Origin of the sequence: Acinetobacter sp. ANC 5600 (genome assembly GCF_002018395.1) — a bacterium.
GTDB classification, from domain to species: Bacteria; Pseudomonadota; Gammaproteobacteria; order Pseudomonadales; family Moraxellaceae; genus Acinetobacter; species Acinetobacter amyesii.
On sequence record NZ_MVKW01000001.1, the window covers coordinates 79,474 to 105,112 of the forward strand.

The 25,639-nt window shown below is 36.5% G+C and carries 15 protein-coding genes and 1 pseudogene; 8 read left to right on the plus strand and 8 right to left on the minus strand.

Features of this window, described 5'->3' with window-relative positions; all coding sequences use genetic code 11:
* Positions 1 to 196 precede the first annotated feature (196 nt).
* Positions 197 to 1,250, plus strand: a pseudogene (locus B1201_RS00360) (Rieske 2Fe-2S domain-containing protein).
* Between the two features lie 358 nt (positions 1,251 to 1,608).
* Here B1201_RS00360 and B1201_RS00365 read toward each other — a convergent pair.
* Both B1201_RS00365 and B1201_RS00370 read right to left on the minus strand, forming a co-directional pair.
* Entirely contained in the window at positions 1,609 to 3,141 is a 1,533-nt protein-coding gene (locus B1201_RS00365) for a pyridoxal phosphate-dependent decarboxylase family protein (RefSeq protein ID WP_078191853.1), read from the minus strand.
* Positions 3,142 to 3,144: 3 nt separating this feature from the next.
* Positions 3,145 to 4,518: a diaminobutyrate--2-oxoglutarate transaminase gene (locus tag B1201_RS00370; RefSeq protein ID WP_078191854.1), complete on the minus strand. Its 1,374-nt coding sequence runs from the start codon at positions 4,516 to 4,518 to the stop codon at positions 3,145 to 3,147.
* Positions 4,519 to 5,003: 485 nt separating this feature from the next.
* Here B1201_RS00370 and B1201_RS00375 point away from each other — a divergent pair, with 485 nt between their 5' ends.
* The 6 genes from B1201_RS00375 to arsH all read left to right on the plus strand — a co-directional run bounded on the left by B1201_RS00375 (position 5,004) and on the right by arsH (position 10,746).
* Positions 5,004 to 5,705, plus strand: a complete 702-nt coding sequence (locus B1201_RS00375) for an SIMPL domain-containing protein (RefSeq protein ID WP_078191855.1) — start codon at positions 5,004 to 5,006, stop codon at positions 5,703 to 5,705.
* Between the two features lie 187 nt (positions 5,706 to 5,892).
* Positions 5,893 to 8,088, plus strand: coding sequence for a TonB-dependent receptor family protein (locus tag B1201_RS00380; RefSeq protein ID WP_078191856.1), 2,196 nt, complete (start codon positions 5,893 to 5,895; stop codon positions 8,086 to 8,088).
* Positions 8,089 to 8,200: 112 nt separating this feature from the next.
* Entirely contained in the window at positions 8,201 to 8,530 is a 330-nt protein-coding gene (locus B1201_RS00385; protein WP_078191857.1) for a metalloregulator ArsR/SmtB family transcription factor, read from the plus strand.
* Positions 8,527 to 9,000 carry an arsenate reductase ArsC gene (locus tag B1201_RS00390; protein ID WP_078191858.1) on the plus strand — a complete coding sequence of 158 codons (474 nt, stop codon included), beginning with the start codon at positions 8,527 to 8,529 and terminating at the stop codon, positions 8,998 to 9,000. Before B1201_RS00385 ends, B1201_RS00390 begins: the two co-directional genes overlap by 4 nt.
* Entirely contained in the window at positions 9,000 to 10,040 is a 1,041-nt protein-coding gene (arsB, locus tag B1201_RS00395) for an ACR3 family arsenite efflux transporter (protein WP_078191859.1), read from the plus strand. Before B1201_RS00390 ends, arsB begins: the two co-directional genes overlap by 1 nt.
* Before the next feature lies 1 nt (position 10,041).
* Complete coding sequence (gene arsH / locus B1201_RS00400) at positions 10,042 to 10,746, plus strand: arsenical resistance protein ArsH (RefSeq protein ID WP_078191860.1); 705 nt, start codon at positions 10,042 to 10,044, stop codon at positions 10,744 to 10,746.
* Between the two features lie 57 nt (positions 10,747 to 10,803).
* On the opposite strand, the gene B1201_RS00405 is transcribed toward arsH, so the two are convergent.
* The 3 genes from B1201_RS00405 to B1201_RS00415 form a co-directional block, all read right to left on the minus strand.
* On the minus strand, positions 10,804 to 11,322 hold the full coding sequence (locus B1201_RS00405) for a GNAT family N-acetyltransferase (protein ID WP_078191861.1): 519 nt from the start codon (positions 11,320 to 11,322) through the stop codon (positions 10,804 to 10,806).
* Positions 11,323 to 11,549: 227 nt separating this feature from the next.
* Positions 11,550 to 14,573, minus strand: coding sequence for a DEAD/DEAH box helicase (locus tag B1201_RS00410; RefSeq protein ID WP_078191862.1), 3,024 nt, complete (start codon positions 14,571 to 14,573; stop codon positions 11,550 to 11,552).
* Positions 14,574 to 14,688: 115 nt separating this feature from the next.
* Positions 14,689 to 15,669, minus strand: a complete 981-nt coding sequence (locus tag B1201_RS00415; RefSeq protein WP_078191863.1) for a hypothetical protein — start codon at positions 15,667 to 15,669, stop codon at positions 14,689 to 14,691.
* Positions 15,670 to 17,427: 1,758 nt separating this feature from the next.
* On the opposite strand from B1201_RS00415, the gene B1201_RS00420 reads away from it, so the two are divergent.
* Complete coding sequence (locus tag B1201_RS00420; protein WP_078191864.1) at positions 17,428 to 18,477, plus strand: tetratricopeptide repeat protein; 1,050 nt, start codon at positions 17,428 to 17,430, stop codon at positions 18,475 to 18,477.
* A gap of 159 nt (positions 18,478 to 18,636) precedes the next feature.
* Here the strand turns inward: B1201_RS00420 and B1201_RS00425 are convergent, their stop codons facing one another.
* The 3 genes from B1201_RS00425 to B1201_RS00435 all read right to left on the minus strand — a co-directional run bounded on the left by B1201_RS00425 (position 18,637) and on the right by B1201_RS00435 (position 25,635).
* Positions 18,637 to 21,609, minus strand: a complete 2,973-nt coding sequence (locus B1201_RS00425) for a type III restriction-modification system endonuclease (protein ID WP_078191865.1) — start codon at positions 21,607 to 21,609, stop codon at positions 18,637 to 18,639.
* A 2-nt stretch (positions 21,610 to 21,611) separates the two neighbouring features.
* Entirely contained in the window at positions 21,612 to 23,579 is a 1,968-nt protein-coding gene (locus B1201_RS00430; RefSeq protein ID WP_078191866.1) for a site-specific DNA-methyltransferase, read from the minus strand.
* A gap of 154 nt (positions 23,580 to 23,733) precedes the next feature.
* Positions 23,734 to 25,635 (minus strand): YfjI family protein, encoded by a 1,902-nt coding sequence (locus B1201_RS00435; protein ID WP_078191867.1) that lies wholly within the window; start codon positions 25,633 to 25,635, stop codon positions 23,734 to 23,736.
* Positions 25,636 to 25,639 lie beyond the last annotated feature (4 nt).

The following is a 25,639-nucleotide window of genomic DNA, read 5'->3' on the forward strand; positions in this document are numbered from 1 at the left end:
TTTCTACTTTGATATTCGTAAGAATTCATATCACTGTCATATTTTGTCTTATTTTCTTTTTTCAAATTCTCCTCTTTTTCTGAATGATACACATTTGCATGTTCTATTTTTTATTTCCTCATATTCCAATAATTGAAATTTCATTACATTTTTAGTCCGCTCAATATGCAAGTTTACATAAAAAAAAAAGCCTAAAATGACCAGTAAAGCCAATGCGACATTTAATCCAGACTTGCCTGTGCATATGACTTTTGATGAACATGACTGGCACTTACTTGCAGAATATTGGTATCCGATTGCACTCGCTCGAGACATTACAGAACAGCCTTATGGCACCATGCTTTTAGATATGCCGCTCGTCATTTATAAAATGGGAGATGAACTGATTGTAGCTAAAGATGCGTGCCCTCACCGCGGCGTGCCTCTCAGTTTAGGCAAGAATGATGGTCAAGGCGTGGTCTGCCGATATCATGGCTTACGCTTTGGTGAACATGGTCATTGTAATCGCATCCCTGCACATCCTGAGCACAAAATTTCACCTCGCTTTAACTTGCGTACTTATGCCGCTGTTGTGCGTTATGGACTGATATGGTGCTCACTTAGTGCGCCTAAAGGTACTGCACCAAATATCCCTGCCATGCCATATTGGGATGAAGCCGAGTTTCAGCAATTGGTGTGCCCAACGGTCGATTTTCAATGTTTTGCAGGCCGGCAGCTTGAAGGTTTTATTGATGTTGCGCATTTTGCATGGGCACATCCCGATACGTTTGGCGATCCTGAAAATGTTGAAGTAGCCGACTGTAAAACTATTGAGACAGTAACAGGTTATAATGCGGACTATTGGAGCAGTGTTGAACGTTACCCCCATTGGTTTAGATCAAAGAGGTCAAGAAGGTTTTCAATGGCTACGTCATTTCGAAATACATCTGCCTTTTACTGCAACGCTGACGATTCATTTTCCTAATAACAGCAAGCAAGTGATTATGAATACGGCCTCACCAATGACCGCCCGCTCTACACGTCTATTTGCACCTATTTGTCGAAATTATGACAAGGATCTGCCTGTAGAAGATGCTTATGACTTTAACCTGAAAATATTTGAGGAGGACCGTTTAGTCTCTGAATCGCAAAAGCCTGAATATTTACCCTTAGATTTAAGCATCGAAGCGCATTTTCCAGCGGACCGCAGTCCCAGCATGTACCGCAAATTATTGCATAAAAAAGGTTTTAGTCCATTATTTGCGGCATAACATCAATATCGTATTGCATTCACCTCACCCTAACCCTCTCCTACAAGGAGAGGGAAACTCCTTTACAAGCCTTATATTGGTTATAAATATTGTGGTATCTCATTCATCAAATGATAAACATCAATGAATATCGCGACTGGCGACAGGGATGTCACTATAAGGTAATGGTCACATGGATGTACCTTTTACCTGAGAAGGATTTTAGATACTTTGATCCCTCAAAGTAACAATCTGCCTACGCAGTAAACTATCATCACTCAATGAAAAATTGCGGCCATGCAATAAATTAAGCGCCTTTTCATTTTTTAAAAAAAAGGAGCTCTTACGAGCCCCTTCTTCTACAATTACAAAATGACAATTAGTCAATTGCAGGTGTATATGTACCATCAGCGATTGGGCCTTTGATACGATCCGCTTCTGCTAGCACAAGAGCAAGCAAATTCTTCACGTTGTCTAAAGTCGCTACTGGGCTTAAAGTCGTCATTTTCAATGATTGAACTTGACCTACTTTAGTTACACCAATATTCGCTTCACCACGAGCAAACAATTCGTCTGCAACGTTTTGGTTCAATGTATCTAACAATTCAGCTGGGTAACCTGCTGGTACTACACGGAACAATACCGATGCAAATTGAGGATCAACCAGCATTTCTAGACCGTCAGTGGCAGTAATATAGTCTGCAACATCACGTGTTAGACCTACACCATGATCAATCATCGAACCGTAAAGCTCTTCACCTAGCGCCTCAACTGTCATCCACAATTTCAACGCGTCAAAACGGCGAGTGGTTTGCAGTGACTTAGACACTAAGTTAGGTACACCATGCTCTTCATCATAAGCCGAGTTTAAGTACTCAGCTTCATAATGCATGAAACGATAGTTCGCTTCATCTTTAAGCAAGAACGCGCCACATGAAATCGTTTGGAAATAATGCTTATGGAAATCAAGCGTAACGGAGTCAGAAAGATCGATACCGTCTAGCATAGAACGATATTCATTTGAAAGAATCAATGCACCACCCCATGCTGCATCGATATGCATCCACGCGCCATATTTGTTGGTGATTTCACGAATTTCTTTCAATGGGTCAATTGCGCCTGCATCGGTTGTACCCGCAGTTGCAACTACACATGCCACGATTTTGCCTTCAGCTTGAAGGTGAGTCATGGTTTTCTCAAGCGCGTCCATATCCATGCGTGCGTTAGCATCTACAGGAACAGTCACGACAGATTGGAAGCCCATGCCCATCATCGCCATGTTCTTTTGCACAGAGAAGTGTGCATTTTCAGAACAGATCACTTTTACGTTACGCATAGCGTCGCTTGGCACGCCATCACGCTGAACAGACCACGGGTTACCGTTTTCGTCTTTCCAGTTTTTAGCAATACATGCATCACGTGCAAGTAAAACGCCCATCAAGTTAGACTGCGTACCGCCAGAGGTGAATACACCTGCTTGACCTGCACCATAGCCAACTTTTTGGCGAAGCCAGTCAATTAACTGAACTTCCATCAATGAACCTGCAGGGCTTTGATCCCATGAGTCCATCGATTGGTTCGTTGCATTGATGAGCACTTCCGCGATTTGGCTTGTTACCATTGTTGGGCAATGCAAATGCGCTAAAGAATGTGGGTGATGTACTTTTAAGCTTTTATTTAAGAAAAGCTCAACCATACGATCAAGCGATTTTTGTACACCTAAACCTTCTTTAGAAGGATTGAATGCGATTGCAGAGCGAAGCTCTTTAATGCTACCGCCAGTGTACATTTTGTCATTTTGCAACCATGCAGATACAGCTTTAACAGCTGAATCCATTGCTGACTGATAGTCAGCAATGGATTGTGCATCATTGCAGAATAACGCTTTACGATGTTCTGCAAAATCTACCATGAATTAAGCGCCTCGTACCGCAACCAATGCTTCAGAAATTGCTTTCTTAAAGCGCACAATTACTTCTTCACATTCAGCTTGGTTAATAATTAATGGGCAAAGTAGACGAATCACTGTACCGTTACGTCCACCCTTTTCTAACAACAATTTGTTGTTGAAACACGCTGCTTGGATTGCAGCAGCCAATTGACCATCTGCAGGAAGTGAACCCATATGATCAGCAGGTTTACGCTCATCAACGATTTCGATACCGATCATTAAACCGCGGCCACGCACGTTACCGATACATGGGAATTCTACCGCTAATTTTTTCAATTCAGCTTGAAGGAAATCACCACGCTCTTGCGCATTTTGCGCCAAGTTTTGCTCTTTAATGGTTTTGATCGTTGCAAGACCTGTACCCATTGCCAATTGGTTACCACGGAATGTACCCGTGTGACCCGCTGGCTGCCAAGCATCAAACTTACGTTTAATACCCAGTACAGCAAGTGGCAAGCTACCACCTACCGCTTTAGACATCACCACAACATCAGGTTCGATACCTGCATGTTCAAAGGCAAACATTTTACCTGAACGTGCAAAGCCCGCTTGAACTTCGTCAAGAATTAAAACGATGTTGTGCTTTTCAGTCACTTCACGGATTTTTTTCAACCATTTTACTGGTGCTGTAACCACACCGCCTTCACCTTGAATCGCTTCAAGAATAACAGCAGCAGGTTTCGTTACACCGCTTTCTACGTCTTCAATGAAGTTTTCGAAATAATACGTTAATGCGTCTACACCCGCTTCACCACCAAGACCCAATGGGCAACGGTATTCATGCGGATACGGCATAAATTGAACACCTGGCATTAAGCCATTCACCGCATTCTTTGCAGACAAGTTACCTGTCATTGCAAGTGAACCGTGTGTCATACCATGATAGCCACCAGAGAAGCTAATCACTGAACTACGACCAGTGTAAGTTTTTGCTAATTTAATTGCTGCTTCTGTACCATCTGCACCAGACGGGCCACAGAACTGCAAGCAATACTCAGCTTTACCACCAGGTAATTGCTCAAGTAGTGCTTCAGTAAAAGCATCTTTTAAAGGCGTTGTTAAATCCAAAGTATGCAACGGAAGACCGCTCGCAAGTGTGTCTTGGATACTTTGAATGACCGCAGGGTGATTATGGCCTAGTGCCAATGTCCCTGCCCCAGCTAAACAATCGAGGTATTCTTGTCCCTCGACATCGGTAACCCAGCAGCCTGAAGCTTTTGCTATCGCAAGTGGAAGTTTACGTGGATAGCTACGAACATTGGATTCCATTTGACTTTGGCGAGTCAAATAGTATTCGTTAGTAGACTCAGTGGCAGGATTTACTGAAGAAACGCTCATATCGAATTACCATCTCTGATATGGGTTGAAAGAAATAAGTCGGGTGACTTGCGGTCCTTTGACTCGGTGCTTTATGAGTTTCTAGTTAGCTTTAAAAGCTCTTTGAGTATGGGCTAACTAGGAGGCGGATGATACAGACTTTTTCAAGAAAATAAATCACTTTTATGACCAAATAAAAAGATAATTTAGAGAAAAAACAGATCTATTCCATGGATATCTTGAATTATCATCTTACAGTGTGACAAAACAAAGAAAACCTTTTTATTTTATGCTTTTTTACAACTTATGAATGATTATTGTAATCATCAATTATTTAAACAACTAAGTACTGATTATTTAAATAAATAATTCATCAAGCACTACATTTATTTTTTTTGAAAGATTTACAATCCCACCACAGATTTTCCTTTAATCCATCACAATCCCCTTTTAAGATAACAGCATAAGCTAAATTAATCATTCTGAAAGAAGAATAGGTCATAACAATGCGTAAAATTATCTTATCCACTGTTTTATTAGCATCCGGTCTAGGTTTGGCAGCAGCAACTCAAGCAGCTGACCCACTCAATTACAACATCGTGAATATTCAGGCGGATGCTACTCGCCAAGTGTCGAACGACCAAATGTATGCTGTTTTATATATTGAAAAATCAAATAAACAGCCGGCTGAACTTGCTACCCAAATCAACCAATTGATGACCCAAGCGGTGAACACAGCCCGTAAATACCCTGCGGTAAAAATCGAAACGGGATCTCAAAGCACCTACCCGATTTATGACAATGACAGTCGTAAATTGAAAGAATGGCGTGGTCGTGCCGAAGTACGTTTAGAAAGTACAGACTTTAAAGCAGCTAGCCAATTGGTGAGCGAGTTACAACAAAATTTCCAAACTCAATCCATCAGCTTTAGTGTGTCAGATGCACAGCGTAAAAAAGTTGAAAATGAACTGATGGTTGAAGCATCCAAAAACTTTCAACAACGTGCCCAAGCGCTCGCTCAGGCATGGAATAAATCAGGCTACAACTTAGTTAATATTAATTTAAATACCAGCAATTATGGTGGTCAGCCAGTTCCGCGTATGGCGATGATGAAAGCTGCAAGTGCCGATGCTATTCCTGAACAAGAAATGGCAGGTGGTGAATCTAAAATCACGGTCAGTGCAAATGGCTCTATCCAGTTCAAATAATTAAATTCATTTTAAAAAACCGTGCTTTAGCGCGGTTTTTTTGACTATAAATTACACCTATTCTTTATTTAAATTAAAAAGTCTATTAGCTTAATCATATTCATAGTTTTAAATGATAATCATCCTTATTTAAATTTATCACACTCAAGATTATGATACGCGCACTCTCTCCATTGCTCACACTTTTATGTATAGTTCAAGCAAAAAATCTTCAAAGCTTCAAAACTTCCCTTTATTACCGCTGAGTATTGCCGTAGGTATAAGCATAGTTGCCACTATGGCTTCTGCTGCTGAAAATACAGAGACCGCGCAAGCTAATGTTTTACCGACCATCACCATTGAAACTCAAGGTAACTGGCTGGAAAACGCCAATGAAAAAAAAGTGCAAAAGCATGCCGGTGCGCGGACCATTATTGACCGTAAACGCTTAAACGAAAGCGCAGCAACATCTCTAAAAGATGCGTTACGCCAAGTTCCTGGTGTTCAGGTTCAAGAAAATAATGGTACTGGCGGCAGCGATGTTTCATTAAATATCGGTGTTCGAGGATTAACCTCTCGTCTTTCTCCCCGTTCAACCGTGTTGATCGATGGCATACCGATGTCATTTGCACCTTATGGACAACCACAGCTTTCTATGGCACCTGTCTCTTTAGGAAATATAGAATCTGTTGATGTAGTCCGTGGAGCAGGTTCTGTCCGTTTTGGGCCACAAAATGTCGGTGGTATTATCAATTTTGCCACACGTAGCATTCCTGAATCATTTAAAGGAACTGTAGCTTTAAACTCTGAATATGCAACAGGTACAGATCAGGTAAAATTAAGTCCTAGTCTGTTCGTTGGTGGAACATTAGATAATGGTTTAGGCTTAGCCCTGCTTTATTCAGGTACTAAAGGCAATGGTTATCGTGAAGCGAACAATAAAAATGACATTGATGATGTCATGTTAAAAACCGCTTATGACATCACTGATCAGGATAAAATCGCGTTAAATTTACATCACTACGATGGTACAGGTGAAATGCCTGAAGGTTTAAGCACTGCTGAATTCGAAGCAAATCCATATCAAACGTCGCATTATCGTGATTTTTTCACTGGCCGTCGTTCAGATGTATCGCTGCGTTATACACATAAAGATGACACGAACAACTTTGAACTTTTAAGTTATTACATCGATTCATTCCGTACCAGCAATCTTGAATCCACCTTAACCAATGGCAATCATCGCTTAGATACTTCACCGCGTGATTATAAAGTCTTTGCCATTGAGCCACGTTATTCTCGTAGCTATAGCTTAGGTAGCACGCTGAATGAAGTGACTGTAGGCTACCGTTATATGGATGAAGAAAGCACCGAGTTCGCAGGCCGTACTGAATACGCTGCAGATGCTGAACCCGATCAGTTTATAGCACGTACCCGCAGTGCGGGTGGCACCAAAGCACACGCAGCTTATATTGATAACCGTATAGAACTAGGTAAATGGAATATTACACCCGGCGTTCGTTTTGAATCGATTGATACGCAAAACAGTTTTAGTGCCTATAAAAATGGCGTATTACAAAATACTGTTCATCCATCGATCCAATCAGATGAATTTTTACCAAGTTTAGCTGTCCTGTATAAAGCAACTGACCATTGGAATTTCTTTGCCAATGCCGGTGTCTCTTTTGGTCCACAGCAATATAACCAATTAGCAGCAGCAAAAGATAATGTGGCTGTTTCTACACTCGATGGCTTACACCCAGAAAAGTCAAAAAACTATGAAATCGGCACTAAATATCTCGGTAATGGCTTAACTGCTGAATTAACCGCTTTCTATTTAGATTTTGAAAAAGAGCTCTACTTAGACCGTGATGCCGGCAGCAATGGCATTTGGACCAGCCTAGGGGCAACCAGCCATAAAGGGATTGAAACCGGTTTTAGCTATAATTTCGGTCATTTAGCTGACAATCTCGAAGGCTTAAAAGCTTATGGCAACTACACCTATACCAAAGCGGTTGCTGAAGCGGGTAACTTTAAAGATAAAGACTTACCGTTTTACTCACAGAATGTTGCAAATTTTGGCTTAGGCTATAAATATGATGCTTGGTCAATCAATGCCGACATGTATGCACAATCTAAACAACGTGCCCCAGGTAACCAAGATTCGGGGATTTACCAAACAGAAGAAACAGCAAATGGTAAACTGGGCGATATTCCAGGCTATTCAACTTTCGCTGTACGTACAGGCTATGACTTTGGCGGTTCGCTACAAGGGGTTAAAGTTGCTGCTGGTATTAAGAATGTCTTTGATAAACAGTATTTCACCCGTTCATCAGATGCAACAGGTGGTAAATATATCGGTCAACCACGTACCTTCTTCTTACAAACTTCATTCGACTTTTAAACTGGTCTAAATATAGGATCCCACCAAGTGTGGGATTTTTATTGAATAATATATATGGACATCCATATATTCATATGTAAAGATATATGAAAATCCATATATGCAGATAAACATGGAACAGACTGAATTTTTCAAATTACTTGCAGATGAGACTCGTCTGAACATCATCATGCTGTTGGCTTGTAAAGGTGAACTCTGCGTCTGCGAACTCACTGAGTCCCTTGAATTGAGCCAACCTAAAATTTCGCGTCATTTGGCATTACTGCGTTCATCAGGTGTGCTGAGTGATCAACGTAAAGGTCAATGGGTCTATTACTCCATTCACCCTGCACTGCCTACTTGGTGTACACAAATACTCGATGTCATGCGTCACCAAGAACGATTTAAAGACCTCGATTTAAACTCCCCGAAAGGCACTACCACATTGTGTGAAACGCTATGAATTTTTTATTTCTATGTACTGGCAATAGCTGCCGCAGCATTTTATCCGAAGTACTTTTTAACCAGCGTGCCCCTGAAGGTTTCCGTGCTTATAGCGCAGGCAGTAAACCTTCAGGACAAGTCCACCCATTTACCTTAAAAACCCTACATAACCTCAATCTACCGACTGAGGGCTTGTCGAGTAAAACCATCACAGCATGTGAACAATACCAACCCGATGTGGTAATTACTGTCTGTGGTTCTGCAGCTCAAGAAGCTTGCCCAATTTACTTAGGCTCTGCCATCAAAGCACACTGGGGTTTAGAAGACCCTTCCCATTTAGAGCTTGCAGATGACGTAAAACTTGCAGCTTTTCTTGATACCGTGGCGCATATTAACCGCCGTTTAGATGCTTTATTTGCACTCGATTTTAAGCAATTAAGTCGTGAAGAGCTTAACAAAGAAATCCAAAAAATTTCAGAGATTCAATAATGGCTGCTGCAAAACTGTCATTTCTAGACCGCAATTTAACGCTATGGATTTTTATCGCAATGGGGCTAGGCATTGCGATTGGCGTGTATGTTCCAAGTACTTCAAGAGCTTTAAATCAACTCAATATCGGTGATGTCAATATTGCGATTGCCATTGGTTTAATCCTCATGATGTATCCGCCTTTGGCTAAAGTGGATTACAAAGCGCTGCCTGAAGTGTTTAAAGATAAACGTACCTTATACCTATCACTGGTTCAAAATTGGTTAATTGCGCCTTGCCTGATGTTTATTTTGGCGATCGTGTTTTTACAACACCACCCTGAATACATGACCGGTTTGATTCTGATTGGTTTAGCACGTTGTATTGCAATGGTTCTGGTTTGGAATGATCTCGCTTGTGGGGACAACCAATACGTTACGGCTTTAGTGGCATTTAACAGTATTTTCCAAATTGCATTTTTTAGTACCTACGCATGGTTCTTTTTGAGTTTTTTACCGCCATATTTTGGTATCGAAGCACAAGTGATCCAAGTCAGCTTTTGGACCATCACACATGCAGTATTGGTGTATCTAGGTATTCCCTTCCTGCTTGGTTTCCTGACGCGTGCCATATTGGTAAAACAAAAAGGTCTGGATTGGTATAAAAATCAATTTATACCCAAAATCAGCCCCATCAGTTTAATCGCATTACTCTTTACTATTGTGGTGATGTTTAGCCTCAAAGGTGCAGATGTCGTGAGCCTTCCGATGGATGTACTGCGTATTGCCATCCCCCTCACGATCTACTTTGTGGTGATGTTTTTCATTAGCTTTTTGATGAGCAAATGGATGGGCAATAACTACGCCAAAACCACTGCGATATCCTTTACAGCAGCAGGTAATAATTTTGAACTTGCCCTCGCTGTTGCCATCGCCACCTTTGGCATTGCATCTCCGATTGCATTTACCACGATTATTGGCCCATTGGTTGAAGTGCCTGTGCTTATTGCATTAGTGAGTGTATCGCTCTGGCTAAAACGCAAATGGTATAAAGAGAACTAAAATGAAGCTCCCCAATATTCAACTAGATTTACTTGAAACACCGCGTTTTGAACAAGTTCAAGCTAAAGCACTTGAACATCCGCCACGCATTCTGCTGCTATATGGCTCTAACCGTGAACGCTCATTTAGCCGCCTAACGGTATTGGAGGCGGGTCGAATCCTTGAACATTTTGGTGCAGAAGTCAAAATTTTTCATCCTAAAGGTCTTCCACTGCCTGAAGATGCTGAAACTTCACATCCCAAAGTTCAGGAATTACATGAATTACTTGCATGGTCTGAAGGCATGGTTTGGTGTTCGCCAGAACGACATGGTGCGATGAGCTCTATATTGAAAGCACAAATTGATTGGATTCCTTTAGCCGCAGGTGCCATTCGTGCTACTCAAGGTAAAACGCTGGCGTTAATGCAAGTCAGTGGTGGTTCGCAATCTTTTAATGCTGTTAACCAAATGCGCATCCTTGGGCGTTGGATGCGGATGATCACGATTCCAAATCAATCTTCCGTTGCAAAAGCATTTTTAGAGTTTGATGAAAATGATCGCATGAAACCTTCCTCCTATTACACTCGCATTGTCGATGTGATGGAGGAATTATATAAATTTACCCTACTCACACGTGGTCAATCTGCCTACCTCACAGATCGCTATTCTGAACGAGTTGAAAGTGCGGAAGAACTCTCTAAACGAGTTAATCAAAAGAACCTTTAATGAAAAACTCCTGCATCTGTGCAGGAGTTTTGGTCTAAAATATCTATCCGTTTCAACTTAAACTAATAATTTATAAAATAATGTCGTTGAATCTATTGTACCTGTATGGCTCAATGCAAATTGCGGGATGATCCCAGCTTTTATAAAGTTAAATTTTTCATATAGCTTTTCAGAGACATCGCCTGTACGCGTATCAAGTACAAGTAATTTCAAGTTCAAGTGTTTTGCTTTATCTTCTGCAAGTGTGAATAGTTGGTGAGCAATGCCTTGCTGACGTACCTTTGGATGCACCATAAGTTTTTCAATCTCAGCACGATGCAGTGCATTGGCTTTGGTGGCACGAACCAATTGTACTGTGCCCACAATTTCACCGCTTTGTAGCGCCGCCCACAAAAAGGTTTTATGCTTTTGAATATCCTTTGCCACAGCAGACCAATATTCATCATAGTGCGACTTAGATTCTTCTGCTAAAAAATCCAGTGATGCACCATCTTGCACACATTGGGCCAATAAATCACACAGTTGAGCCTGCTCATCTTTTAGATCTTGAATGTTTAAATATTGAATTTCGCTCATCTTCTTTTCCTCTTATTTCTATTTTTATCGTTATATTCAAATGGCATGCCATAAAAAATCCCGCTCGGAAGCAGGATTTTGATTTTCAATTTAGTAAATCGACATATGATTGCGATCTACAAAGTATACAATATATTGTTTTTAATGCTTATTTATAAATATTAAAATAAAATAACCTCTAATTTAACCTCTTTATTTTTAAGTATTTCAACTTTAAAAATAAGTCTTCACACTGATGTAAAAATCTTTAAATCTACATTATGTGCATTAGCTTGACTAAACCATGTATCAAGTAACTGATAGGCTTGGATAGTTTCTGGAGCAGCCAAATTCGGGTTATCGAATTGCGATAAAAAGTGGTTGTGTGAAAATGCATTTCCTACCACAATCCAAATTTCTTTTTTCACCAATGGATCTATTCTTCTTTCATCAATTTTAGCTATAACATCATCAAGCATATGATTAAGGTCAAAAGTTTTATTAAATAATCTAATACGATTTAGCTTAATACCTTGATTATTTCCTGTTGGACTGGGCCAATCCCCCTGAATATTAGTAATATTTCCATACTTGAGGGAACTGCTATTCACTAAGTAATGTAAATTTTTTAATGCTTGACCTCCTACCTCACAAAGTGCACCAGCTGAGGACTTAGGTCGTTGAGAGCTATCTCCACATTTTATGTGAACAAAAACAACTTTTTCTTTAGAGGAAAGGATAAAATCTGCGGGTTCAGTCCCCATATCTGTACAAAGTACTAAATCTACATTAGGAATATGCTGATAGAATTGTCCCAACTCACTATATAAAACATTTGGATTATGTATGTTGGCTACTTGATCAATTAAATGAAAAATTGAGTTAGAACTAAATTTGTTATGAGTCAAATTATCTTCGTCTTTTTCAGTTAATTGCGGATGTTTCAAGCACTCAAGCGGAATAATGTTTTTTACGATATTTTGATTTATTTTTCCACTTTGAGTTGGTAACACCTGCTTATAGAAGGATTTATTTAAATATACAGTCCCATCTTTATATAATAGCTTAACTGTATTTTCATTAAAAACATCTTCTAGTTCAGCCAATTCTTTATTTATGAAAAAGTTAATACTTGAATCACTCTCAGCAATTAATTCTAGTTTTTCATTAAATGAAAACTTAATAAAATTTTTTAATTCTTCGATTGAATCATCCCCCTTTTGATAAAACAGTTTAAAAAAATAAATTCCATTATTATACTTCCTATAAATAAAGTTATTATCTATAGATTGTTTAAAACCATCAAACTCAATCTCCAAATCATAAAATTTAGTATCTGTAAAATCTAAGATACAAGCTACTGGATCATCCACAGGAATATAATCTACAACTTGAGCAAAAGAATTAAGAAAATTACTTGCTGGTTTTTTCTTTGACTGAAGATGTTTATTAATATCTTCTAACCATTCCATGAATTCTTCATAAGTGAACCTAGAATTTTTCTGGTCAGAAATTCTACCGGATGCAACCCCCAAATAATAAGAAGAAATAATTTTATCATTATCATCAATATTTGTGACAACTGTAGTCGTTATCGCATATGCAGAGTTTGCTTGCTCATGATTAATAAGTTCTAAATTTTCGGCTTTAAGAGCAATCCCTTCTGCACGGCTTAAGCTATATTGTAGAGCTCTAGTATTAGCTTGTTTAGTTATAGCTTTTTTGGTTGAAGATACCACAGAAAATAATTGGTCTACATTAATTACTCTGCCAATTTTAAGTTCATCTCTATCATTAAACTTACGACCACTACTATCAAAAATAGCAACAATATCATCTAATTCTTTAATTATTAATATCTCTAATGATGGCTCAAAAAACAAACTATCCTTCAGAAATTTAGAATTATTAAAACATACCGCTGTTACAACCCCTAATTCTGAATCATATTTAGATAAGGCACCTTCTCTAGTAAAGTCCCAATGTAGTTTATCCAAACAATCATATAGATTAAAACCTTCTAATTTATTATAAAAACAAACCGAAGCTAAAGGAATTTCTAAAGATTCAGCAGGATTAAATTCGTTGAAATTAAATTTTTTACGATAATTAGATTCAAAGTAACTTCTATCAGGAAATGCGTCTAAGTATTTATCAATTAAATTTGCTGTATTTAGGGTATTTAAAAATCTATTAGCCGAATTTTCATTTGTAATATATTCATCAAATTCGAGATAATTTTTCCATAAATTATAATTTTTTTCTACACCAACCTCTAGTACAGTAGGTTGATAATTTTTATAGATCCTTACCACCCTTCCTATAGTTTGCACCAATTCTTTACCGCTTCCAACAGGATAAGTAAGAATTAAAATTTTTGCCTCTGGAATATCAATACCTTCATCAAGCTTTCGTTGATGTATTAACACCTCATATCCTAATTCGGCTAAATTTTGTGGGACATAATTATATTTATGTTCTTCTTGATTAGTTTCATATTGATCATGAATAGCAACTGTTCGAAATGTAGAAGTAAATTCACTAAAGTAATGTTGAATATCAGAAAAATTTTTACACTTAACTATACAAATTGAATCTGGTTGTTCTTCTTTTAACTCTCTAATTTTTAGAGTTAATTGACTCATGTTAATAGTATCAAAACGAGGTTGTACAATAACATTATCTTCTGTAGCTTTTTTATATGTATAGATATAACTATGCTTAACATCTATATCAAAACTAAATAGATCATTTCTATATGGAGTAGCTGTAATAATTATTTTTTTAGCTACTAGTTCTCTTATAGTAGCACCCCATTTGGGAGATGGTTCTGCATGTCCTTCATCTATCAAAATAAGATCAAAAGAATTTTTTAATACCAATAGCTCACTTTCACTCAAACCAGTAATTTTTTGGAATGTAGTACAATACACACCATCTTTCGAAACATCACCAATATTACTAAAAATATCTTTTTTTATAAATGACTTATAATCAACTTCTTCAGGTAATATCTTTTCAAAAAATTTACCTTTTAATTGTTTATATAATTGATCACACACCGCTCTTCTGTGCGTTACAACCAGTAGTTTTTTATATTTACAATTGTGGCTTACTGTACAAATTACACCACTCTTACCTGCTCCAGTTGGTAAACTAATTAAGCAAGATCCTTCGCTTTTTGATCTTAAATACTTTGCAATTACTTCAATACTTTTTACTTGACATTCTCTCAAGTTGTCTTTTATTTGTTCACTAATTTCGTTAATCATCTTCTTTCAAGTATATATTTGTATTCAATATAACATTAATGTTTTTTTATATAAAAATGAATACTCTATTCGCTTTATTTGTAATATTTAAAAAAGGTGAATATAAAGTATTAAATTAGCCTAAAAATTCTTCAATTTTCTCCCATCCCCCATCTTTAGCTATTTCTCTTGGAAGTTCTTTTCCAAAATGAGTGTAAACATCTCGTCTTATACAGTACTCATCGTAACTTTCCGCATATGTTTCATAGCGTGGTGCAAAATATAATTTCAAATTAGGTAGTTCTTGGTCATCCCATCTTTGTTTGCCACGACTATATAAAAACAATTTCCCTAATGTATATAGTCGTCCAACCTGTTGTCGCATTCCTCTAAAAACCGCATAGGTTTGAAAAAAGGACTGCCATTTAACAAGATCTTCAATTGGTTTAGCCTTGTTAGGTTGTGAAACATAGCGATTTATAATATTAACTAAGTCTGTTTTCTTTTTTGCTATGACATCTTTTTTCCATCTCCATGTCCAACTAAAAGGCTTACTTGGAGTTCTGTAAAACTTATCAGAATTTGATTTATACTTTTTGTGAGTCATTCGAACCAATTCTGCTGAACAGCCAGCAAAATCTAATTCTAGATAAGGTTTAGACATGATGAAATTTAAAACTTCATCATCTTTAAAGTAGTCATGGATTAAGTTAGTTTCAGCAATAATATGCTCTCTAGAAAAAGACAACTCTTCTATTTCAAAGATTTTATCTTTGCCGATTTGCTTTTGCTGTTCAGTAGAATGAATTGGCTGTTTACTGTGTTTGTGGCTGTTAGGCGTGGTAATGAGCAAAATGAATTGCCATCTATTCTCATATATCACATCTTGAACAATCAGATCTGCAATCGGCTTTCCTGTTTTCAGTCGATAATTTCTTTGCCGACTGGTTAAATTCAGGTCATATCTGACAGTCAGCTTATCAATCAATTTCTTAATGTTGGTTGTTGAGCCAATGCCATCATCAATGCTAAATGATGAATAAAAGTAAGCTCCACGTGTCACTTTATCCTGAATTTTCTGTGCTGTGTATTTGGTATGAGGGCTGTAATCAATCATCTTTTGTCATCCAACAATACAGTTTCGTTGTAAATCAACAATCCACTTTTTCCCTGTGGAATCCCATCTAAGCATTTGTGTCAATCAACAATAGAAATTGTCTCAATTAAAGTGTTTTTAATTTTGAGCTTTGCTCAAAAACCGCTATGGCAAAGCCATAGCTTTATGAATGATCACCTCACTTTGTAAGGTGGCAATTAAGTAGTTCCTAATGACGACACAAACTTCATTAGTTAAATTTATATTATTTTAAACTTATTATCAATAATATTGATATTTAAAATTAGATGTATTAATATGAAGTCATCAATCGAATAGTGGACTGACCATCCATCCTTAATTTTCTTCTTTGAGGTTTTGGATGGGTTAAAGACCACCATTCAAAACTTTGATACATATTGCCGTGAGTACCTGAACTAACCATTCTTGTACTGCCGATGTAGCGGACTGCTGGGGAAACCTCGCTCGGTACGTTGCAACGGGGGCTGGAGAGCTGCAATGCTCTTCTTCTATCCGTTCATTCAACTTGGATTTAAGAGTTCCTATATGCATTGCATATAAAGTTGTTGGGCGACAAGGACACGGGAGCCTATAAGGAATTTATTCCGAAATGGTCATTTGGTTAGGAATAGCCAGATTAGATTTAAAACTTTGGTTTTGAATTGAACCCCTGTTCAAAGTGAAACAGTCAGGAGCAGCATAGGATGTGCGATAGTCTCCGTTAATAGCTGAGTGTGTATGCTTGATCGAGGCAAGTGAATAACTTGCGAAAAGTATGCTCATTTCCAATCACGATGGCTGCTGAGAGTACCGTGAGGTACTAGGACTTCGAGCCTAACGGTGGAGAAGTTGGCACCATTTGGCGCAAGCTGAATGGGTCGCTGGATAGCTTAAACGTGTAACGGCATTAATCGATAGATGCTGATTGGAGTGTAAGAGTTTTACCCTTTATAAAGTTGTGTATACATCATATCCCGATAAAACTAAGGAACTACGGTTGGGGGAAACAGGAAGTATGTATGCAAGCGAGAGGATAAACGGTCTGCACAGTAAGACACTTTGAAATAACTTGGGAAGCACTGTATGAAGGACTTAAATTGGTTAAAGGTCTGTCAATTTGTACAGTGTGGGAGCGATGGCAAGTAGCGCATATAAAGCAGGTTTTACTTGTGGAAATTGTGATACAGATCTTCAAAGGAAGATTGGTATTAAGTGAGATAGCTAGCTTAAAGCGAATCCTAAAACAGTCTGATTCATCAGATTGCTCACTGCGAAAGCTTGAGTCGGCACATATGAGAATATGTTCGGCAATATGTTAGAAGAAGGTTAAGGGAATGCTTGGTCGCATTCCTCTGTTTGGGCTTGGTCGCTCAAACTAGACCATGATTGATAAAGCATAAGTATTCTAAAGTTTGGTCACTGAAGAAGTATTGCTTGTGCGGAGTTACTAGGTTCTTTTCTAACCTAGCTAATGTTCACACGGACATGAAAAATATAAGTGTCTCGCTCTTCCATTTTAGGTGAGAAAAAGCTAAATCCTAGATTTAGAAATTTGAAGTGGAATATGGCTTAAGTCAGCATGAAAAAATTGAGCAGCCAATAAAGGCGTTAAAATTGAACAAGGAAATGTTCTCAAAAACCTTTTAAGGTTACATTCCATTTGGGATGTAACCTTTCTTTGTTAATCCTGAGTTCCATTTTGAAAATATATAACCAATAATATAGCCAATTTTCTAATAATTATTTATGAGATAAAACATGTTTTTTGCAGTGTGCATACTATTGATAATTATTGTTATTTTTACATTTTATCGTAACTCAGATGAATGTAGTCAATTTAAATATATGAAAAAAAAAGCAGAAGATGGGGATGTATATCAACAAATTAGGTTGGCAAAGGAATATTTGTATCCCAAAAATCAAGGGAATAAGGATTATGAACAAGCTCAATTTTATTTAGAAAAAGCCGTTGCACAAGGCAGTAAAGAAGGAAAAGTTCTTTTGGGTCATGTATTGTGTGAATGTACCTCACCAAACTATGCAAAAGCTTTTGAGCTGTTTAATCAATCAATTAAAGAAGGTGAGTTGGAAAGTAATATCATTTCCTATCTTGAGTGGTTAGTAAATTACCATTTACTAAAATATCCCAAGAAAACTAAATTTTATCAATTCTTAGGCATATTAGAACAAAAATCATTAGCCAATATATGCGTTGCTAACTTCTTTCTAGCAGAATTATATCTCACTGGTACAGGGGTACCTTGTGATTTGAGCAAAGCTGTAAAGCTATATGAAAAAGCTGCAAATCAAGGTGATCTAGAAGCTAATTACAAATTATTTAATCTTTATTATGAATTTGACTCAGAAGTATACGATTTAGAAAAAGCTTTTCTAAATCTTATTATTGCTGCTAAAGGGAATCTTCAACCTGCATATAATTTAATTCTAAGTTTTGCAGAAAAGTCTCCTTTATTAATACATCACCCTGAAATTGATAAAGGACTAAAAATTTTGTTGAATCTACTTTTGAAATTTGCAGATAGTGACACAAACATTAACTTGAAACGTTTCATAGGATTAATGCATGCAAATGGTAGTGGCACGCAAGAAAATCCCTCTGAAGCTTTTTCATGGTACGAAAAAGCTGCATTACAAGGTTGTATTGAATGTAAATATATTCTCGGCTCATGTTATGAGGAAGGCTATGGGGTAGTAAAAAATTTAGATAAAGCCATTGAATGGTACAAACAGGCTTCTGGATATTTATATGCTGATATAAGGGTTTCTGAGATTCTCAAAACCCGTTAGAAACCAAATTAACTATGGAAAAGGCATATAAAATTTGATCCTTATATCTAAGTCAATCTTGTTATGAAAGTGTATCTATAACAAAATTTCCTGAGATAAAAGGATCACAAATAGTATTGATATTCAAAGAGAATTCAACAACTCAACTTCCTCTTAACTTTATGATTTCAACACTGATTGGATGATTTCAACCACTTTTTCACTTTCAAATTGAGTTTTAAAAACAACATCTACATCATCTCTGACATTTTGAAATAAAAGCTCAGCATGTTTAATCTTACGCTGTTCTTCCTCAGATAAGGTATAGTTTTTCTTATCTTTCGTTTCAATCAACAAATTCAAAGTCTTCTTTCCACTTTCATATTCAACAATATAAGCGAAGTCAGGTGAATATGTCCCACCTCCAGCTATTGGAATACGAATTGAGTTTTTAGGAATCTTTGTAAATACGGACACTTCAGAAACTTTTTCACAGATGTTTTCTTTTTCTAAAGGTGAATCATAGAAAAGCTCATTAAATAGATAATTATCTGCAATATTTAAAGCTTCAGTCATTCGCCCTAAGTTAGCACTATCTATCTCAGCTAATGGTTCACCTTCTTCATCAGTGAATACAGTAGGGTGGACTGTATTTGAAACATCAGTTAAGCCAATTTGATAGCTTTGGAATGATTGTTTTAATAAATAATCATTAAAGCCACTACGAATTGAGCGAATTGTACTTTGGCTTAGGTATTGATTTATATCTAAATGCTTATCCGTACTTTGTAATAACTCTATAAAAACTTGATGTAATGTATTACGATTCACTTTTAATGAGATAGCTAACTCATGTAAGAATTCACCATAGGTCATCGTTTGAATCGGTAAAACATCTTCATGAATCGATCGCTCAACCTGCTGTGATGCCAAATTATTTTCAATTATTAATGTATGTTTTTTCGTGAAACTACCTGTTTTTTTAAAGCTATCTAAATTCGCTTCAAAATAACTTTTCAGTAAGGCATGAAATTGCTCTTCTGATTCAATTTTGTATTCCAATATCACTTTACGGTTAAGAGTTTCCCACATCTCTTTAAGCTCTGCATACTTCGCTAGACGCATCGTTGCTTTCTGCTTGGTTTCCCCAGCATTACGTACTTTATTTGCTTTTAATCCCTGAGCAAATACAAGAGAAAATTCTTGCTTTAACTTAGCTAAACCACCTTCTTTGAAGTCATTATTACGCTTAATTACATCAAGATCATCGAGATACTCTAATAAAGCATCTTCATCGTTAAATTGATTTGAATATTTATCCAAAATTTGAGCAATCAACTCAGTTGTCAGTTTTGTTTCATCAAATTCAACTGCTGATTTACTGTTAATATCCTCAACCAATTCTTTTACAAAGTCTTTTTCTGTGAAATCCACATAATAATGCAACTGGAAGTTCTCATTTTTTACACGTTGCATGAACTCATTGACTGGTAATCGTAAGCCACGTCCCACCTCTTGTAACTTACTGGTTTTACCGCCACTAGAACGTAATTTACAAATCTGAAATACATTGGGATTATCCCAGCCTTCACGTAATGTCCATTTCGAAAAAATGAAACGACGAGGGTTATCTAGACTCAGTAAAGTCTCTTTATCATGTAGAATTTCTTCAATCTCTTTCTCAATTTTTTCATCCTTTTCAGAATTATCTTGAGAAAAATAACCACCGTGAGATTGAGAAATATCTTTCAAAGTATTCTCTAAATATTCTCGGTAGGTTTCATGAGTTTCAGTTGTCAAAAGCTGAGTGACATGCCTTTCAATTTCAGCTTCTACAAATAAAGCTAAACTTCCTTTTTCTCCTTCTTTGCCTCGGTAACTTTCAATATTATCAATAAAGAAAAGGCTTAACGGTTTAATCCGAGCAGTTGATCGAGTCAATAAATCCTTTTCCATTTTAAAATGATTTGTAATAGCTTTACGAATCATCTTCTCCTGCAATGTTTCATTGTAGGAATACGGATCAATCACATCATTTTTTTTAAGCTCTAATCCATTAGATAACATCACTGTAGTTTTATTTAAGGTATCAATTGTTAGGCTTCCGAAATTTTGATCGACTTTACTTAAAGATTCATTTTTAAGTAAATGAATATATTTGGAAACTTTTCCCTTTTTAATTTGGAAAATTGCCTCTTCTTTCTTCTTATTGCTCGTATCAATATCAATAAGTTTAATAGAAGTGTCTTTCGCACCTTCAAACTCTTCAATATAAGCTATAACACCTTTCACCAAGTCTTGGTTAAAAGCATCTACAGCTGTTAATTGATAAATAAGGTTATAGTAGTCATCCTTGAAAGTTGCTCCATAACGAACAATAAATTGACCACCGAGTTTTTGAATATTCCCCCAAGTTTTTTGTGCTGTTGGGAAGCGGTGTGGTTCATCAATAATAATCATTGGTGCAATTGAGGCGATTGCATCTACAGGTGTGCTAAATTGATCAAATACAGCACGGTCATACGTCTTACTGAGCGTATCTGAGTTAATCATCCCCGCATTGATTACAAGTACATGAATAGTTTGCCCATCATCAGGTGCTTGAACAAAATCTAGGATGCTTTGTGGCATAAAGTCTTTCTTAGATTTCTTACCTGTCTGGCTTTCAACAACATGACAACGAATAGACTTATTCTGATAATTGGTTGCAAAATGCTCCTGTGATGCTTGGGATTTTAAAAAATTAACTGTACCAGCCTTAATAGGAAGTGTTGGCACAACAACAATAAATTTAAAAAGTTTCAACCGTGCATTTAGCTCAAACATCATTTTGGTGTAGGTATAAGTTTTACCTGTCCCAGTTTCCATCGAAATATCAAGGACATTACTTTCAGGTTTAGCTGTATGTCCTACAATTCCATTGTGTTTTTGTACAGCTTCAATGGATTTTCCATAGTCTGTTAACCCCAATTGCTTGTCTTTGGGTGCCAAAGGATTACTTACTAAAGCCATCTGCTGATTGGGGTTTGCAAAAGTCACATTTTCTAAAACTGCTAGGATGCTACTTACAGCATCTTGTTGATGCTGTAAGTTACCTTCAAAATGAAATTGTTTAGTCTGCTGTGTTGCAAATAAAGGTAATGTTGCATTCATGATTAGTATCTCACCACTACATCAACTGGAATCGATTTTTTGTTATTGTAGTTCTTCATCGCTTCATTAATTTCACGTTGAGATTTACTATCAAAATGATGACCAAGAAGGACTAATTTTGACACTTGGAATTCATGTTCATCATCAAGTTTTTTAATCAACTCCTTTAAGGCAGTTGTATTAAAGCCTTGATGGACTAAGTATAAAACATGCCCAAAACTATAGGCTGGATAATCACCAAGATTCACAGAGTTGGGATTCTCAGACAATAAAATTTTATCCAAACCTTTCCATGTGTTAAGAATGTCTTGTAGTTGAGCTTCATCAAACCCAGCTGTAGAAGATGGTGTAGCTGACTGAGAGAGTGTGAGTTGCTTTAATTCTTTATAGATAGATGATGGTAAAAAATTTTCGCAGGTCTTAAAAATTTTAAAACCAAGTTCAACATTTGTATCAGGATGATCGTGAGCTAGTTTTTCACTTGCTTTGATAATCCGATCTTTGGTTATCTCAAAAATTGTCTTATAACCTGCTTTGTAAGCATCTTTGTTCGGATCGGTTTTTTCATCCAATTGAACTATAATGTATTTGTGATTTCTATCTTCTTCCAAGTTATTTAGCGTTAGAACTGCCTCAGCGGTAGTTCCACTTCCGCCGAAGAAATCCAAAACATAAGAATCTTTGTTACAACCAATTCTTATTAAATCTCTTATAAAGGGAACGGGTTTAGTTCCTTCAAAAACCTTTTTATTAAGAAGATTTTTTAAATATGTGGTTGCAGTACTCGTACTGTATTCAGGTTTATAGAAAACAGTTTTGGGTTTTTTTGTAGGTAAATCACCCAACCTAGGTCTTTGCTTTTTATAAATATTTTTAAAATTCCTACCCTCTACTAAAATTAGATCATAATTATATTCAGTTATAGTTTTTTTACTCCAACTCCATGAGAGTTCTTCACCATCATCATTTATTGGTAAAAGTTTTAGATCATCTTTATCTTTAGGAAGATCATTGTCAGTCACATAAAAACTATTGGTTTTTTGATTATAAAAAACAGGGAAAAATCCTTTAGGTCTCTTTTCTCGACTAGCATCTTGACCAGTACGTCTTAACGTATCAGCTCTTTTGAAAAAACCATACTCATCTTCTTGCCACTCGGAATCAATTGAATCATCATCAACAGCAAATTCACCGAAGACCATCTTTGTTTTATCAAGTACATATACTAAACAGTATTCATGTGTATCTGAGAATCCATAATTATCATGATTGCCTTTTAGGTTCATAATTGTCGGAATATTCGCAACAAAATTAGCTTCACCAAAAATTTCATCACATAAAATTTTCAGCTGGGCTTGCTCATTATCATCTATCGAAATAAAAATTACCCCATCTTCTTTTAATAATTGCTTTGCAATATAAAGGCGAGGGTAAATAAACGTAAGCCATGCACTATGGCTATTTGCATTACTTTGAGTGAAATCTAAAACTCGTTTAGCTTCATCTAAATCAATACCTGCAAGCTCTGCAAATTGTTCAGGTGAAAAACTACGATCATCTTTGTATACAAAGCCATCTGACCCAGTATTGTATGGTGGGTCAATATAAATCATTTTAATTTTATCGGTATAAGCACCTTTTAAATGCTTTAAAACTTCAAGGTTATCACCTTGAATCAGCAAATTATGACTGTTTTTATTGTGCTCTAGCTGATTATGCTCATGGTCTTCAGATAGCATCGTTCTTATAGGCTCATTAGCCAACACACGGGCATATGACTTACCTAACCAATTCAGACTATAACTTTCACGACTAACATCAACGGCATTTGCTTGAAGAATATCTTGTAGCTTAGACAGAATAAATTTTCCCTGACGGTCAAAACATTGAGGGAAATTACTTTTTAAGACTGCTAATTGTTCACTATTGGCTGTGACTACTTCAGTGGATAAGGTTTGCTCAGTTTTCATATCGGAAACAAATTAAAAATTCAATGTTGATAATTCTATTCACTCAATTCGATAAAAGATAGTTTTTAAACTACATCAGAATATTTAAAAACCAGTGTCGTTCAAATGACAAAACTGACAAAACAAAGTTTTGTCAGTTTTGTCATTTCCAAAATCATCTATTTTCATAAATTTTAGGGTTAATCCAATACCTTTTTGTAGGCCGCCCTCCTCTAACGCTAGATTCTATTTCCTCCAATACAAGCCATTTATGTTCTACTAAAACATCTAAAGCATCAGTAACTGACTCAGGGGTTGTTAACCCTTTCCAGTTTTTCCTTTGCACCTCTCTGCTAGTAAAACCATTAAATTTCCATTCATGTTGATCTTCCAGCCTTAGAAGTCTTTCAGATAATGTTACTGCTCTAATACCCGATCCTTGAAGAACTAAGCCATAAATTCGTCTTGCATGAGACTCCAAGTAATCACACCAATCAATAGCCATTTCGATTGATCTTTTATTTATTTGTCCTTTATAGCCGTGTAGTAGACATTCTATTAAATGAAAAATCAAAGCTAATGCTGGTAATAATTTCCCATACTTAGTCAAGTGTTCAGCAATAATTGGATGTGCCTCGTTTGGTATTAAATGTTCATTGAGATTAGTAGTCCATTCAATGAATTTTTGCTGGGCCTCGCTATCAAATCTAAAGTAAGGAATAGAGTTAAATTCATTTATTGGAAATGCACCTATAGCAACTAAATCTTCCACACCTATTTTATCAATTGATTCAAACAGATTGAAAAGCGCATTTCTAGCTTCATAATTTGGGTATTCATCCTTATATTGCCATCTTGGTATATCTGGACAAACCATGAGTTGAAATCTTTGTATTAAACCATCATTGTCCGAACCTTTAATACTTGGTTCTAAATACTGAATTAACCGATCGGGCTGAATTCCCCCTAGTACAGATAAGCAATGATTCTTAATAAAACCATTCCCCCTCAAAATACGGTCGAATTCATACGATCCTCCCCCATTCCAACCTTCTAAAAAGAAAGTTCTATTGCCCTCGTCTTTTCCGTTTTCTAATGAAGTTAGAAGCCCCACTAACTCATCTCGACATACTAAAATCCCATCAGGGTTACTTTTTTCTAATTCTGCTAAAGCTTCAGGAGTTGCATCATTTGTTTTATAACGCTTCATAATTGGATAATCTTCTGATACCCCCATTAGCTCAATTAGTTCTTTGGAAATCTGCTCTACTTTTACTTGATCACCTTTTTTACTCGCTTGCTTTAGATTCTCTTTCAGACCTTTATCTTTTGTCTCCAACAAAATTTTATTTACCGCATGTTCTTTAACTTTTTGATCAAAAATGACTCTCGCCTTTTCAGCAAGCATATTTAATGGCTTCATACCAGCATTAAGTGCAGGAGTTTTCCTACTAGAAGGAGGTGCAACAATAGCTCCCCAAAGATTAGGAATTATTGTCCAATCATCTTTTTGCTTTGGTTTTACTGCGACTTTAGTACCTACAACTGAACCGCAACTTACTAATGTACAAACAGCCACAAAATCAATTGACATATTGTCTGCACGTATTGCTTCATCAGAAATATAGTCCCACATTACTGAAGGTAACATTGACTTTGTAAGAGGTTGCACCATAGATAAAGTTGTTTTTATTTCTTTTGGGTTATCCCATTGTTTTATCGAAGTATTTGAAATGAGATATTCAATCTCATTTTGTAATTCTATGGGGTCACTATAAGCTGTAACAGGTTCAGATAGCCCTAAAACCTTGATATTAATATCATGTAATCTCCTTCTAAAATCATTTTGCTCATGGCATGCAACAACGATAGAAAGATTTTTCCATTTTTCTTTTATTTTCAAAACTAAATCTTTATCTGCTTTTTTTAAAAAATAAACCGAATATTTAGTAGCAGAAATTTTAAAGGCCGCATACTTATCTTCTGTAATTAAAACAGCCTCATCATTTAATTTGTTTTTATTCAAAAGAACATAACCACAACCAATCAATATTTCCTTATCATTAAAAATATCCAAGAAA

Bases quoted from the DNA above. Each gene is read 5' to 3' on its own strand.
- B1201_RS00385 (WP_078191857.1), top strand. From the start codon at position 8,201: ATGGAACAGACTGAATTTTTCAAATTACTTGCAGATGAGACTCGTCTG.
- B1201_RS00415 (WP_078191863.1), bottom strand. From the start codon at position 15,669: ATGATTGATTACAGCCCTCATACCAAATACACAGCACAGAAAATTCAG.
- arsH (WP_078191860.1), top strand. From the start codon at position 10,042: ATGAAGCTCCCCAATATTCAACTAGATTTACTTGAAACACCGCGTTTT.
- B1201_RS00370 (WP_078191854.1), bottom strand. From the start codon at position 4,518: ATGAGCGTTTCTTCAGTAAATCCTGCCACTGAGTCTACTAACGAATAC.
- B1201_RS00375 (WP_078191855.1), top strand. From the start codon at position 5,004: ATGCGTAAAATTATCTTATCCACTGTTTTATTAGCATCCGGTCTAGGT.
- B1201_RS00410 (WP_078191862.1), bottom strand. From the start codon at position 14,573: ATGATTAACGAAATTAGTGAACAAATAAAAGACAACTTGAGAGAATGT.
- B1201_RS00390 (WP_078191858.1), top strand. From the start codon at position 8,527: ATGAATTTTTTATTTCTATGTACTGGCAATAGCTGCCGCAGCATTTTA.
- B1201_RS00405 (WP_078191861.1), bottom strand. From the start codon at position 11,322: ATGAGCGAAATTCAATATTTAAACATTCAAGATCTAAAAGATGAGCAG.
- B1201_RS00420 (WP_078191864.1), top strand. From the start codon at position 17,428: ATGTTTTTTGCAGTGTGCATACTATTGATAATTATTGTTATTTTTACA.
- B1201_RS00380 (WP_078191856.1), top strand. From the start codon at position 5,893: ATGTATAGTTCAAGCAAAAAATCTTCAAAGCTTCAAAACTTCCCTTTA.
- B1201_RS00365 (WP_078191853.1), bottom strand. From the start codon at position 3,141: ATGGTAGATTTTGCAGAACATCGTAAAGCGTTATTCTGCAATGATGCA.
- arsB (WP_078191859.1), top strand. From the start codon at position 9,000: ATGGCTGCTGCAAAACTGTCATTTCTAGACCGCAATTTAACGCTATGG.
- B1201_RS00430 (WP_078191866.1), bottom strand. From the start codon at position 23,579: ATGAAAACTGAGCAAACCTTATCCACTGAAGTAGTCACAGCCAATAGT.
- B1201_RS00425 (WP_078191865.1), bottom strand. From the start codon at position 21,609: ATGAATGCAACATTACCTTTATTTGCAACACAGCAGACTAAACAATTT.